Consider the following 13,186-nt stretch of genomic DNA (forward strand, 5'->3'; position numbering starts at 1 on the left):
GCTATCCCTTCCCGCGCTTCTTGGCTCCCTTGGAGGCCTTCTCGGGCTTTCCGCCCTCGCCGGGGTGACCGGCGCCGTGAGCGTTCAGGCCGCTGCCGGGCTCGACCTGGTCGGGGGAGTCGCCGCCCTCGCCGGGACCCTGGCCGGAGTCGTCCTCCGCGTCGTCCCCCGAGCCCTCGCCGGGCTGGTCCGGCGAGGGTTTCTGCGACGGCTTCTGTGAGGGTTTCTGCGAGGGTTTCCGTGACGGCTTGGCCGAGGGCTCGGGATCGTCCTGCGTGCGGCCGTCCGAGGTGGGCCCGGCGGACGGCCCGCTCCCGCCGGTGTCGGGGGGTGAGGTGGCGGTGTCGACAGCGGTGTCCGACCCCTCGGGTTCCGCCGGCGCCGTCCGCCCGGTGGTGGGGATGCTCACGGAGGTGGCGGGCGGTCTCAGCGGGTCACCGGTGGAGGATGACCTCGAGGTGACCCAGGCCATCCCTCCGGCGCTCAGGGCGACGGCGAGGGCCGTCGCCGCGGCCCCGGCCAGGATGGAGCGGCGCCGGGAGCCGAGGCCGGCCGCGCGGGCTGCGGCGCCCGGCTGCGCGGGTGCGTCGTCCGCGGGAACGGGAACGGCGGCCGGAGCGGGCCCGGCGGACGGTGCGTCCCGCACCCCCGCCGCGGGCGCGGCCCCCTGCGCGATCGCCGGGATGCCCGCCGCCCCGGCGGCCAGGGCCGGGGACGACGGGGCCAGGTCGATGGGCACGGTGGGCTCCGGCGCGGTGCCGGCCACGATCGCCGCCAGGTGCGCCTGCACCTCATGGGCGGACATCCGGCGCGCGGGATCCTTGCGGAGCAGTCCGGAGACCACCGGCCCCAGCGCTCCGGCGAACCGGAGCGGGGCCGGAGCCTCGTGCATGACCGCCGAGAGCGTGGCCAGCGGGTGGGCACGCTGGAAGGGGGAGTGCCCCTCGACCGCCATGTACAGCGTCACGCCGAGCGACCACAGGTCGGAGGCGAACTCCGCGGGGCCGCCGTTGGCCCGTTCCGGTGCGATGAAGGCCGGGGTGCCGATGAGCGCTCCGGTCCTGGTCACCGAGGAATCGCCCTCCAGCACCGCGATGCCGAAATCGGTCAGCACGGCCCGGCCGTCGGTCGCCAGCAGCACGTTGTCCGGCTTGACGTCGCGGTGCAGTACCCCCACGCGGTGCGCGGCGACCAGGGCCCCCAGCACGTCCAGTCCGATCCGGGCCGCCTCGGCGGGGGGCAGCGGGCCGTCCTCCCTGATCACGGCGCCGAGGGTCCGGGATTCCACGAGCTGCATCACGATCCACGGCCGCCCGCGCTCCTCGATCACGTCGTAGACCGTCGCCACGCCCGGATGGCCGATCCGCCCGGCGGCGCGTGCCTCCCGGAGGGTCCGGACGGTGAAGACCTCGCGTTCGGGGCCCGTCAGGTCGGGGGAGGGGATGACCTCCTTGACCGCGACGTCGCGGCCGAGCACCTCGTCCCGCGCCCGCCAGACCGTGCCCATCCCTCCCCGGCCGATGTGTTCCAGCAGCCGGTACCGGTCACCGATGAGCTCCTGAGGATCGGACATGAACCCTCCGCTACCCACGATCGGTCGGGATAGTCCGGACTTTTCTCGTGATCAGGTGCAGAAGTGTGTTCTCGGGCGCGGGTTCTCCGCCGGCGGTGCGGGTCAGGAGACCGGTCCCGGCACCGTTTCCCGGTGCGGGACGGGCCGCTCGGGCCTCAGCGGAGAGGGCTCCACCCGCAGGAGCCGGGCCGCCCAGGCGGGCAGCCACCAGTTCCAGCGGCCCATCATCGCGACCGCCGCCGGGACCAGGACGCCCCGGATGAGGGTCGCGTCCAGCAGGATGCCCAGGGCCAGGCCGCTGGCGAACACCTTCACGTCCAGCTCGGGGGTCATGGCCAGCGCGGCGAAGGAGGCGAACAGGATCAGCGCGGCCGAGGTGACCAGTCGCCCGGTACGGCCCACGCCCTCGATCACCGCGTGACGGGTGTCGCCCGAGGAGTCGTACTCCTCCCGCATCCTGGACAGGATGAACACCTCGTAGTCCATGCTGAGGCCGTACAGGAAAGCGAAGATCGTCAAGGGCACGAACTCGCCGATCGAGCCGGTCGGCTGGATGCCGAGCAGCTCGCGGGTGCCCCACCCGAACTGCCACAGCAGGACCATCGCGCCGATCACCGCGCCCAGGGAGAGCAGATTGAGCGCGATCGCCTTGAGCGGCAGCAGCAGGGAGCGGAACGCCCGCGCCAGCATCACGAACGTGGCCAGCGCGATCAGCGCGAGCATCCAGGGGAGGGCCCCGTAGGCCTGCGCCTGGAAGTCCATGCTCTGCGCGGCGCTGCCGCCGACCCGGACGTCCGCGCCGGCCGTCTCCCGGACCCGGGTGACGGTCGCCTGCCCGGCGTCGGCGCCGTTCTCCGCGACCGGCAGCACGGTGACGACCGCGGTGCCGTCCCGTCGCCAGGACGCGTTGTCCGGCGCCAGCACGGTGGACACGCCCTCGACGCCTCTGATCCGCGCGACGGCCCGCGCCGGGTCGCCGGTGACCAGCGCGTCGAAGGGGGTGATGGAGCCGGCCGGGATGCCCGCCCGGCGCAGCGCGGCCAGGCCCTCGTGGCCGGGGCCGGAGGTGCGAAGCCGGCCGCTCTCGGGCAGGCCGAGGTTGACGCCGAGCGCGGTGACGGTCAGCGCGACCAGCAGGCCGCCACTCAGCAGCGCGGCCGGCCGGCGCAGCCGTACCACTCCGCGGGCCCAGGCCGACCACGCGCGCCCGGCCCGCGCCTCCCGGTGGAACGGCGCGGCCCCCGCCGCGCCGCGCCTGCGCTCCAGGCGCTGCCCGGTGAGGGCGAGCAGGACCGGGAGCACGGTGAGCGTGACGGCCACGCTCACCGCCGCGATGATCATTCCGGCCAGGCCGAGGCTGCGCAGGAACGGCACCGGCAGCACCACCATGGTCACCAGGCCGATCGCGACCGCGACGCCGCTGAACAGCACCGCGCGCCCGGCCCCCCGCATCGCCCGGTGCACGGCCTCGTCGCCGCGGTGCCCGCCCGCCTGCTCCTCCCGCCACCGGGCCACCAGCAGCAGCGAGTAGTCGACGGCGATGCCCAGGCCCAGCAGGGGCATGGTGGTCAACGCCACGTCGTGCACGGTCATCACCAGAGTCAGCAGCAGGATCACGACGAACGACACGAAGATCGCCAGGACGGAGATGAGGACCGGCACGAGCGCCAGGGCCGAGCGGAAGACCAGGAACAGCACGATCACGGCGGCGGCCACACCGATGCCGATCTTGGAAGGGACGTCGACGCCGCCCGCGTCCACGCTCGGCGCGAGGGCGTCCAGGCCGGTGACGCGCACGGTGCCGCCCCGCGGCAGGACCGCGGACATCGCCTCCGTGATCACGGGGCTCTCGTCGGGTGTCTCGCCCAGGCCGCCGCCCGGCGGGCTGCCGTCGGAGTAGGTGCCGGGGAAGACGAGCCCGAACGTGGTCCGGCCGTCGGAGCCGACGAGTCGCATGTCGCCGGTGTCGGCGTAGGAGACCACGCGGGCCCGGGGCAGCTTCGCCGACACGGCCGCGAACGCCCTGCCGATCATCTCCTTGTGCTCCTCCACCCGCATGCCGTCGGGCAGGACCACGACCGGGACGAACGGCCGCTGGTAGCCGCCGCTGCCGTAGATTCTGACGATTTCCCGGTTGGCGTCGAAGGCGGGCATCCCGGGGTGGGCGTACTCCTCGGACAGGCGCTGGATCGCGAACGGGGTCGCGCCCAGGCCCGCCAGGAAGGCGACCGCGGTCAGCACCGCGACCAGCCGCTTGTGCCTCAGGACGAAGGCCGAGAGTCTCTGCATGCCCTCAGCGCACCAGGGCGATCTTCGGCGGGCGTGTGCCCGTCCTCGGAGCGCTCTGTGAATCTCGTTTCACAGAGTTCTCTAAGACCTTTTGAAGATCGGAGGGGGGAGACTGGCGGGGTGAGCCGCATATTGGTCGTAGACGATGAGCCCTACCTCGCCGACCTCGTCGCCACCGCCCTGCGGTACGAGGGCTTCGAGACGGCGATCGCGGGGACGGGCGCGGCGGCGGTGTCGACGGCGGACGTCTTCCGCCCGGACCTGATCGTCCTGGACGTGATGCTGCCCGACGTGCTCGGGACGGAGGTGTGCCGCAGGATCCGGGCCTCCGGGTCGGAGGTGCCGGTGGTGTTCCTCACGGCCCTCGACGCGACCGAGAACAAGATCGGCGGGCTGACCGCGGGCGGGGACGACTACGTCACCAAGCCGTTCAGCCTGGAGGAGCTGATCGCCCGGATCCGGGCGGTGCTGCGCCGGACGGAGCGCGCCGGGCCGGAGACCGGCCGCACGACCTTCGCCGACCTCGTCATCGACGAGGACGCCTACGAGGTCTGGCGGGGCGGGCGGCGTGTCGACCTGACCCCCACGGAGTTCAAGCTGCTGCGCTTCCTGACCGCCAACGCGGGCAGGCTGGTCTCCAAGCGGCAGATCCTCGACCACGTGTGGGAGTACGACTTCGGCGGCAACGACGGCGTCGTGCAGACCTACATCAGCTACCTGCGCCGCAAGGTCGACTCCTCAGGACCGCCCCTCATCCACACCGTGCCCCGCGTGGGCTACGTCCTGCGCCTGCCCCGGGAAGACTGATGCCGCCCCGCTCCGCCGCGTCCGCCCCCCCTGCGGTGTCCCCCGGCCCCTCCGCGTCCAGCCGGGCCCGGCGGTTCCCCGGGACCCTCCGTCCCCGGCTGCCGGCCTCCCTGCGCGGCCGGCTGGTCGTGACGGTCGTCGGCCTGGTCGCCCTGGCCCTCGGTACGGTCGCCGGGGCCACCTTCGGGGCGCTGCAGGACTGGCGCGGGCACAACGGCGCCAGGCTGCTGGCGATGGACACCCCGCAGGCCCTGCTCGCGGCCTCCGACGAGCTGACCGGCCGCGTCGCCCGCGTCATGATCGTCTCATCGGCGGTGGCGCTGCTCTGCCTGACCCTGCTGGCCGCGCACCTGGTCCGCCGGGGGCTTCGCCCGCTGGACCGGATCGTGGAGACGGCGGCGGACATCGGCGCGGGCGACCTCGACCGCCGGATCGAGGCGGCCCCGGCCGGCGGCGAGGTGGGCCGCCTCGGCCACGCGCTCAACGCGATGCTCGGCCAGATCGAGGGGGCGTTCCGGGAACGGGAGGAGTCGAGGGACCGGCTGCGCCGCTTCGTCGCCGACGCCTCCCACGAACTGCGCACGCCCCTCGCCACCATCCGCGGCTACGCCGAGCTGTTCCGGCGCGGCGCGGACACCCGCCCGGAGGACCTCGCCAAGGCCATGCACAGGATCGAGGCGGAGGCGGCCCGGATGGGAGCGCTGGTGGACGAGATGCTCCTGCTCGCCCGCCTGGACCAGGGACGCCCGCTGGAACGCGCCCCGGTCGAGCTGACCGGGCTGGTGGCCGACGCGGTGGCCGACACCCTCGCCATCGAGCCGGACCGCCCGATCTCGGCCGAGCACGGCGGACCGGTCGAGGTGACCGGCGACGCGGCCCGGCTCCGCCAGGCGGTCGGCAACCTGCTGGCCAACGTGCTCGCCCACACCCCGCCGGCCGCTCCGGCCACCGTCCGGGTACGGCGGGCGGGCGGGGAGGCGGTGATCGAGGTCGCCGACGAGGGGCCCGGCCTCACCCGGGAGCAGCGGACGCTGGTCTTCGAGCGCTTCTACCGCTCCGGCCACACCCGGGGCGAGGGCCGCGACCAGGGCGGAGCCGGACTGGGACTGTCCATCGTGGCCGCGGTCGCCGCCGCCCACGGAGGCCGTGCCGAGGCGGACTCCCGCCCCGGCGGGGGCGCCGTCTTCCGCGTGGTGATCCCGCTCACAGGCCGGCCAGGCGGAGCAGCGCCGTGACGGCGGCCGCCGCCGCGAGGACCACCAGGAACGGCGCGCGCAGCAGCAGCGCGACCACGGCCGCCCCGAGCCCGGCGGTGCGCGGCCAGTCCAGGTGCAGGGCCTGTCCGTGCGTGAAGGCCTGCACCGCGATCAGCGCGGCCAGCAGCGCCACCGGGACCAGCGCGGCGAAACGCCGCACGCCCGGGTGGTCGAGAACGCGGCGCGGCGCCGAGAGCCCGGCCAGCTTCAGGGCGTAGCAGCCCAGACAGACGGCCACGACGGCCTGCCACACGCTCATCCGAGACCTCCCCGGGGGCGGGGGGATGCAGGACGGCGGGTCATCGCGGCCTCCTCAGGACCAGGGCGAGCACGGGTAGGGCAGCCAGCAGCACGGGCACGCCCGGCGGGGTGAACGGGGTCGCGGCCAGCGCGACCGCGATCCCGGCAGCGGCCACGGCCCGCAGGGACCGGGTCTCCGGATCGTCCGCGGTCAGCCGGGGCCACAGGATGGCGAGGAACGTCGCCGGGCCCACCGCGTCCAGGCCGAACACCGCGGGGTCGGCGACCTGGGAGGTGCCGAGCGCGCCGAGCAGGGTGGTGGCGTTCCAGGTGAGATAGAGACTGGCGAACGTGACGAGGAAGCCGGTTCTGGCCGACTCCCCGTCGGGCTGGGCCAGCGCCACCGCCGTGGTCTCGTCGATCACCCCCTGCGCCACGGGGAGGCGGCGCCAGCCCCGGGCATCGAGCAGGTCCGCCAGGCGCAGGCCGTACAGGGTGTTGCGGACGCCGAGCAGCAGCGCGCCCGCGGCACCCGCGATGAGGCTGCCGCCGCCCGCCACCACCCCGGCCAGCGCGAACTGGGAGGCCCCGGTGAAGGCGAACAGGCTCAGCACGCACGCCTGGGCCACACTCAGCCCGGCGGTGACCGCGGCGGCTCCGAAGGCCAGCCCGGAGAGCCCGACTGCGAGTCCCACGCCCAGCCCGTCCCTGATGGCAGAGGAACGAGTGGTTGTTTCCATGGAAGTGAGGTTATGTCCGGTTCGTCGGCGGGGTCTTGTACGTTCCTGCGCGCTGGTAGGCGGCCGGAGGCACGCCCATGATCCGCTTGAAATGCCTGTTCAGATGGGCCTGGTCGGCGAACCCGACTTCGGCGGCGACCTGGGCGGCCGGTGTCCCGGAGTCGAGCAGGGAGCGGGCCTGCCGCACCCGGAGCGTGTTCAGGTAGGCGTGCGGCGGGAGGCCGGTGGCGGCCTTGAACGCGCGGATCAGGGTGAAGGGCCGCACCTCCACCGCCCGCGCCAGGTCCTCCAGCGTCGGAGGGTCGATCAGGCGCTCGTGCAGGATCTCCCGCGCCAGCCGTACCGCGTGGCCCCCGGAGGGCGGCTGCGGCCTGGCCGGGCGGTGGGCGGCGTGGTGGCGGACCAGCGCGCCGAAGGCCGTACGGGCGAGGGTGGAGGAGGCCAGGTCGTCGCCGTGCTCGGCGGCGCTGTGCGCGGCGCGCAGCAGGGCGGCGGCGCGCGAGCCCGCCCCGCCGGACAGCACGGCCTCCGGGAAGTACGGCGTGCCCCTCCCGGCCAGCAGTTCCCCGGCGATCTCGGTGATCACCTGGACGGACGGGTAGAGCATCCGGTAGGCCCAGCCGTCCGGCACCCCGGCCTGGCCGTTGTGCACCTGGTCGGGGTCGACCAGGACCACGGCGCCCGTCCCGGCGCGGTGCCGGGCGCCCCGGTAGTCGAACTCCTCGACCCCGGACAGGATGACCCCGATGGCGTACCCCTCGTGCACGTGCCGGGTGAACCGGTGCGTGACGTAGCGGGCCTTGAGCAGGTCCACTCCCGGCAACCCCGGACTCCGCCAGAACCGTGCGGCCTCTCCCGCGCTCACGGCCGGAAAGTCTTGACGAGCCGGTCGAAGGGCGCCCGGTCCCAGGTGGCCTCCGGGCTCTCCCAGTAGATGGCGTACGGCGTGCCGTCGGCGGTGCGGAACCCCCGGTCCAGGACGCGGACCGGCACGCCGTCACGCCGGAAGGTGAACTCCCAGTCGGCGGCGGGCCTGTCCAGGTAGGTCAGCGGGGTGATGGAGATCCGCTCGTAGCCCGGCCAGACGCCGTCGGCCGTGCCGCCCTCCTCGACCTTCTCCCAGTGCTCGACCGGGTCCGTCTCGGGGTCCTCGGTCGATTCGACCCACAGGAAGGCGGCCGATCCCGGTGCCCGGAACTCCACCCGGTCGCGGCCGGAGAACCGTTTGACGCTCCAGGTGCGCGGGATGGCGAGGCTGAAGCCCAGCGGGTCCTCGTGCAGCCGCCAGCCCTTCGGGACCACCGGGTCGCCGGAGGGAGTCGCCGGAGGGCTGACGGGGCCGCCGGTGGGACCCTCTGTCGTGGAGACGACGGCCGTCCCCGCCGCGCGGTCCTGCAGGACCAGCCAGCCGCCCGCTCCGGCCGCGAGCGCGAGCACCGGTACCCCGACCATGAGCGCCACCCGCCTGCCCCTCTGCCGGGGGGCGTGCCGGGGATCCCCGGCGTGGGCGGGATGGTCCGACAGCGTCGGGGATCCCCGGTGCGAGGGCTCGCCAGGGTGCGCGGGACCGTCCGGGGGCGGGAGGGGCCAGGGGTGCACGGGCCCGACCGAGTGCGCCGTCCGCCCGGTGCGGACCGGTGCGTCGGAGTGCTCCGGCCGCACCTGGGCGGCGGGTTCGCCGGGGTGCGGCGGTCGCCCGGACCGGGACGGGTACGGCGTCTGGGCGGGCCTGGGCGGATGGGGCGTGTGCCCGAGGTGGGCGGACTGCGGCGGGAACGGTCCCGGTCCGGGTTCCCCCGGTCCGGCCGGGTGGATGTGCCGGGGCCGGGGTTCGTCGCCACCGGGCTCGCGGCCCGGTTCCCACGGTTGCGTGCCGTGCGGGGGCGGCACGGGACGGGCCGGTTCCCGGGACGGCGGGATGTCGCCGGGCAGGGGCCGGCCGGCGGCGCGGGCGAGCAGGACCTCGGCCTCCGCCGCGCCCATGCGGGCGGCCGGATCCCTGGTCATCAGACCGAGGATCGCCGTGGACAGGGGGCCGCCGTGGGTCATCGGGCCGGGCTCGCCCTGCAGGACGGCCATCATGGTCGCGGCGGCCGTCGGGCGCTGGAAGGGCGGGTGCCCCTCCAGCGCGGCGTACAGCGTCGCGCCGAGCGACCACAGGTCCGACTCCGGCCCGGCGGGCAGCCCGTGCAGCCGCTCCGGCGGCAGGAAGGCCGGCGTGCCGACCATCCCGCCCGTCCGGGTGATCCCCGGCTCCTGCGTCGTGGCGGCGATGCCGAAGTCGGTCAGCACCACCCGGTCGTCATCGGCCAGCAGCACGTTCTCCGGTTTGACGTCGCGGTGCAGGATCCCGGCGGCGTGCGCGGCGCGCAGCGCGCTCAGCACGCTCAGCCCGACGGACGCCACCCGCCCGGGGGGCAGCGGGCCGCGCTCGCGGACGACCTCGCCCAGCGAGCGCGAGCGCACCAGCTGCATGACGATCCAGGGCCGCCCGCCCTCCTCGATCACATCGTGCACGATGATCACGGATGGGTGGTCGAGCCGCCCGGCGGTCTTCGCCTCCCGGATGGTCCGCCGGTTCAGCTCGTCCTGTGTGGCCTCGTCGACCCCGCGGTAGCGGACCTCCTTGACCGCAACGACCCTGTCGAGCAGCTCGTCGTGGGCGCGCCAGACGACGCCCATCCCGCCCTCTCCGATGGGTTCGAGCAGGTGGTAGCGGCCCGCGACCCTCCGTTCGGTCATAGCTTTCGATCCCCCTCCCAAGCTCACGAATCGTAGCCGGTCGGGCCGAACATCACTTTTTCGATGAGAAGGTCGCGGTGAACCCCTCGAACAGGTGCAGGCTCTCGTCCCACTTCGACGCGAGGGTGTGCCAGTAGATCGCGTATCCCCGGCCGCCCTTGGTGATGAACCCCCGGTTGAGCACCCGTGCCTTGCCGGAGGACATCTGCCAGGTGAACTCCCAGTCGGCGGCGTTCTCCATGTAGTCGACCCTGTCGATCCGGATCCGCTCGTAGCCGCGGAGCGTGGCGCGGGTGGTCGGCTCCTGCTTCTCCCAGTCCTCCTTGGCGTCCTTGCCCGGGCTGTCGGTGTACTCGACCATGACGAAGCTCACCCGGTCGGGGCCGCGGAACCACACCTGCGGTCCCGGGCGCCGGTCCACGCCCCACCCCTTGGGCAGGCCGATGGAGAAGCCGTTGCGGTCCTTGTGCAGGTGCCAGCCGGAGGGGAGCTTGTCCTTCTTCTTCCCGGTGGTCTTCGACGGGGTCGGCGTGGGCTCGGCCGAGCCCTCCTCGGGGCTCGGGCTCTTGCCGGAGTCCGAGCTCTTCCCGGGATCGGAACCCTTCTCGGTCTCCGCGCCCTCCGAAGGGCTCTCCCCGGGTTCGGCCGTGTTCCGGTCCCGCTGTCCGGCCACGCCGGGCGTGTCGCTGTTCATGCCGATCCAGACGCCCAGCGCGGCCACGACGACCAGCGCCACCAGGATCACGGGCAGCACGCGCCGGACCCTGGAGGGAGGCAGCATCCCGAGCCTGGTCCGCTCCTGGTCGAGCTGGGCCGGGCCGTGCCCCGCCGGCTCGGGGACGGACTGCGGGACCGGCGGGACGGGGCCGGGAGCGGGGGAGTCCGGCGAGGCGGAGCCGGCCGGGGGAGAGTCGGCCGCGAGGTCCTTGACGTACTTCCTCGTGGCGGAGGAAGGCGCGTCAGGGGGTGTCTCCGAGGCGACGGGCGGCGTCTGCGCGACGGAGGGAGTCTCCTCCGCCGCGCCGGACGGGGCGGCCCGACCCGCGTCGGGCGCGACGGCGCCCGGGGGCGGCAGCTTGGCGACCTGCCCGGTCTGCGGGATGCCGGCAGCCGCCGGGCCCGGTCCGGCCTCCCCCCGCGCCGGCGGCTTCCCGCCTGCGGGCGGGGCCGGCCGTTCCGCACCGGAGGGGGCGGCCCGCTTCTCTCCCTCGGCGCCTGACGGTGTCCGCTTGCGGGGCGGCACCGGTTCGTACGGCTTGCGCCGCTCCGCCCCCGCGGGAGGGTCGGCGAGGGCGGGCGCGGAGGCGGACGGGACCTGTGAGATCGACCACGGCTGCGTGGAGGCGCGGCCCTCGGCCACCTTCCGCAGCATGGCGGAGGCCTCCGCGTAGGTGAGCCGCTGGACGGGCTCCTTGCGGAGCAGGCCTTCGAGCACCGGCAGGAGCGGGCCGGCGTTGCGCGCCGGGTCCGGCGGGTCGGTCATGACCGAGTGCATGGTGGGCAGGGGCATCTTGCGGTCGTGCGGGGACCTGCCCTCCACCGCCGCGTACAGGGTCGCGCCGAGCGACCACAGGTCCGACTCCCGGCGGGCGGGCAGGCCGCGCAGCCGCTCCGGCGCGATGAACGCGGGCGTTCCCGCCACGCCGGTCATGGTCAGCGTGTTCTCGGAGTCCAGCTTGGCGATGCCGAAGTCGGTCAGCACCACCCTGCCGTTCTGGGCGAGCAGCACGTTCTCCGGCTTGACGTCGCGGTGCAGCACCCCGGCGTCGTGCGCGCTGTGCAGCGCCTCCAGCAGGGCGAGCCCGATCTCGGCGACCCGCCGGGGCGGGAGCGGTCCGTCCTCGCGCAGCACCTGGCCCAGCGAGCGGGACTGCACCAGCTGCATGACGATCCAGGGCTGCTCGTTCTCCTCGATCACGTCGTAGACGACCACGACGTTCGGGTGGGAGAGCCGGGCGGCCGCGCGGGCCTCGCGCATCATGCGCTGGTTAAGGGTCTGGACGTCCTCACCGAGGGCGGCGGAGTAGCGGACCTCCTTGACCGCGACGGTCCGGTCGAGAAGCTCGTCGTGAGCCTTCCAGACCGTGCCCATCCCGCCCCGCCCGATGGGTTCCAGGAGGCGGTAGCGGCCTGCGACACGTCGCTCTTCCTGGTGCCCATCCGACTGCATCACCAGCTCCAAACCTCCCTCACAGTGAAGGAGATCCTCCCATAAACAGGGATCCGTCCAGACCTCTCGCCCGGTCAGAACCTCCTCCCCCGGGGACTCGCGCCCCGCGCGCCGTCCATCGAGCATGCATCCACGATGTGAGACGCCTGTCCACTGAGTGGCGTGTGGCGAGGTGATGGCCTATGGTTGACGGCATGAATCGCTCTTTCGCGTTTATCGAGCCGGCTCCGGGGAGCCGGTCGTGAGCACGTGACCTAGCGACCAACCGGAGCCGGCAAAGGCAGAGACGCCCGAGTCTCTGCCTTTTGTGTTTCTTACGATTCGCCGGCCCGCGGAGCGCGCGCCGGCTGAGCATGGGGAGCCGAGATGTCGTTGACCGCACGCGTGAGGAGCGGGGCCGTGCACCTGGGGACGCTGACGGTGGGCGCCACGGGTCCGGCCGTGGTGATCGGCGGCGTGGGCGCGGACGCGCGCTGGATCAGCCTGCGCGGCCACCACGGGCGGGTGCCCGCGGCCGAGGCGCTGGCCCGGGTCCGCGCGCAGTGGGCCGGGCCGGTCCTGGTGGAGCCGTTCTCCTCGGCGGACCTGGTGGGGATCGCGGCCGGAGCCGACGGCGTGGTGGTCGGGGCCGGCTGGATGCGGGATCTCCACCTGGTGCGCGCGGTCGCCCGGCTGGGCCTGCCGGTGGTCGTGCAGCGCGGCCCCGCCGCGACGTTGGAGGAGTGGCTCGCCGTGGGCGGCCACTGCGTGGCCGAGGGCAATGACCGGGTCGTGCTCTGCGAGGGCGGGAGCCGCGTGCGTGCGGGCGGAGGCGCCGGGGCCCTCCCGGGGGAGACGGTCCTCGACCTGGCCCTGATGCGCGCGGCCCGGGAGCGCTCCGGTCACCCCGTCCTGGCCTGGCTGGGCGACGACCCGGCGCTGGCCGCGGCCGCGGTGGCCGCCGGGGCCGACGGACTGCTCCTGGCCCCGGACGCCGCGCCGGAGGTCGCCGCGGCCGCCCAGGAGGCCGTGAAGATCGTCGGAGCGGTCACCCGCAGGGAGGAGCCGGACTCCGTGCTCTCCGCGCGCGGCGCCGTCGACCGCGTGGACGCCGCCCTGGCCGTCCTCCTGGAGCGCCGCGCCGAGCTGGCCGGGACCATCCAGCGGCTCAAGCCCGTGGGCGGTTTCGCGGGCCGCGACATGGACCGCGAGCGCCGCCTGGTCGCCGAGATGGCCCGTCGCGCCCCCACCCTGGGCGAGGTCAGACTGGCGCCCATCATGAACGCCGTCATCGAGGCGGGGCTGCAACTGGCCGAGGAGCGGAGGGCCGCGCGCCGGGACTGAGCGCGCGGCCGTACGGGACCCGCGGAGCCGGGTCCGGACCGTGCGG

10 protein-coding genes are annotated in these 13,186 nt (G+C 74.5%); 3 read left to right on the forward strand and 7 right to left on the reverse strand.

Annotated features, from left to right (window positions below):
• Nucleotide 1: 1 nt before the first annotated feature.
• Together HS041_RS17325 and HS041_RS17330 are read right to left on the reverse strand one after the other, a co-directional pair.
• Entirely contained in the window at nt 2-1,573 is a 1,572-nt protein-coding gene (locus HS041_RS17325) for a protein kinase domain-containing protein (protein WP_196441704.1), read from the reverse strand.
• Between the two features lie 102 nt (nt 1,574-1,675).
• Nucleotides 1,676-3,862: an MMPL family transporter gene (locus tag HS041_RS17330; RefSeq protein WP_196441705.1), complete on the reverse strand. Its 2,187-nt coding sequence runs from the start codon at nt 3,860-3,862 to the stop codon at nt 1,676-1,678.
• A gap of 120 nt (nt 3,863-3,982) precedes the next feature.
• On the opposite strand from HS041_RS17330, the gene HS041_RS17335 reads away from it, so the two are divergent.
• The gene (locus HS041_RS17335) at nt 3,983-4,669 is read left to right on the forward strand and encodes a response regulator transcription factor (RefSeq protein ID WP_196441706.1); all 687 of its coding nucleotides are present in this window, start codon (nt 3,983-3,985) and stop codon (nt 4,667-4,669) included.
• The gene (locus HS041_RS17340) at nt 4,669-5,904 is read left to right on the forward strand and encodes a sensor histidine kinase (protein ID WP_196441707.1); all 1,236 of its coding nucleotides are present in this window, start codon (nt 4,669-4,671) and stop codon (nt 5,902-5,904) included. The genes HS041_RS17335 and HS041_RS17340 overlap by 1 nt, the downstream gene beginning before the upstream one ends.
• On the opposite strand, the gene HS041_RS17345 is transcribed toward HS041_RS17340, so the two are convergent.
• The 5 genes from HS041_RS17345 to HS041_RS17365 are packed head-to-tail and all read right to left on the reverse strand — an operon-like array spanning nt 5,873 to nt 11,817.
• The gene (locus HS041_RS17345) at nt 5,873-6,184 is read right to left on the reverse strand and encodes an AzlD domain-containing protein (protein WP_196441708.1); all 312 of its coding nucleotides are present in this window, start codon (nt 6,182-6,184) and stop codon (nt 5,873-5,875) included. The genes HS041_RS17340 and HS041_RS17345 overlap by 32 nt on opposite strands.
• Before the next feature lie 40 nt (nt 6,185-6,224).
• A complete protein-coding gene (locus HS041_RS17350; protein ID WP_196441709.1) occupies nt 6,225-6,905 on the reverse strand; it encodes an AzlC family ABC transporter permease in 681 nt (226 codons plus the stop codon).
• Nucleotides 6,906-6,915: 10 nt separating this feature from the next.
• Complete coding sequence (locus HS041_RS17355; protein ID WP_307845339.1) at nt 6,916-7,770, reverse strand: AraC family transcriptional regulator; 855 nt, start codon at nt 7,768-7,770, stop codon at nt 6,916-6,918.
• On the reverse strand, nt 7,767-9,647 hold the full coding sequence (locus HS041_RS17360) for a serine/threonine-protein kinase (protein ID WP_196441710.1): 1,881 nt from the start codon (nt 9,645-9,647) through the stop codon (nt 7,767-7,769). The genes HS041_RS17355 and HS041_RS17360 overlap by 4 nt, the downstream gene beginning before the upstream one ends.
• Before the next feature lie 52 nt (nt 9,648-9,699).
• Entirely contained in the window at nt 9,700-11,817 is a 2,118-nt protein-coding gene (locus HS041_RS17365; RefSeq protein WP_196441711.1) for a serine/threonine protein kinase, read from the reverse strand.
• Between the two features lie 366 nt (nt 11,818-12,183).
• Between HS041_RS17365 and HS041_RS40455 the strand changes: the two genes are divergently transcribed.
• Nucleotides 12,184-13,140, forward strand: a complete 957-nt coding sequence (locus tag HS041_RS40455) for a chorismate mutase (RefSeq protein ID WP_374058853.1) — start codon at nt 12,184-12,186, stop codon at nt 13,138-13,140.
• The last annotated feature ends 46 nt before the right edge of the window (nt 13,141-13,186 follow it).

Source organism: Planomonospora sp. ID67723 (assembly GCF_015711605.1).
Lineage (GTDB): Bacteria > Actinomycetota > Actinomycetes > Streptosporangiales > Streptosporangiaceae > Planomonospora_A.

Excerpts from the sequence above, each read along its gene's own strand:
- HS041_RS17325 (WP_196441704.1), bottom strand. The coding sequence starts at position 1,573 with ATGTCCGATCCTCAGGAGCTCATCGGTGACCGGTACCGGCTGCTGGAA.
- HS041_RS17330 (WP_196441705.1), bottom strand. The coding sequence starts at position 3,862 with ATGCAGAGACTCTCGGCCTTCGTCCTGAGGCACAAGCGGCTGGTCGCG.
- HS041_RS17340 (WP_196441707.1), top strand. The coding sequence starts at position 4,669 with ATGCCGCCCCGCTCCGCCGCGTCCGCCCCCCCTGCGGTGTCCCCCGGC.
- HS041_RS17345 (WP_196441708.1), bottom strand. The coding sequence starts at position 6,184 with ATGAGCGTGTGGCAGGCCGTCGTGGCCGTCTGTCTGGGCTGCTACGCC.
- HS041_RS17350 (WP_196441709.1), bottom strand. The coding sequence starts at position 6,905 with ATGGAAACAACCACTCGTTCCTCTGCCATCAGGGACGGGCTGGGCGTG.
- HS041_RS17360 (WP_196441710.1), bottom strand. The coding sequence starts at position 9,647 with ATGACCGAACGGAGGGTCGCGGGCCGCTACCACCTGCTCGAACCCATC.
- HS041_RS17365 (WP_196441711.1), bottom strand. The coding sequence starts at position 11,817 with ATGCAGTCGGATGGGCACCAGGAAGAGCGACGTGTCGCAGGCCGCTAC.
- HS041_RS40455 (WP_374058853.1), top strand. The coding sequence starts at position 12,184 with ATGTCGTTGACCGCACGCGTGAGGAGCGGGGCCGTGCACCTGGGGACG.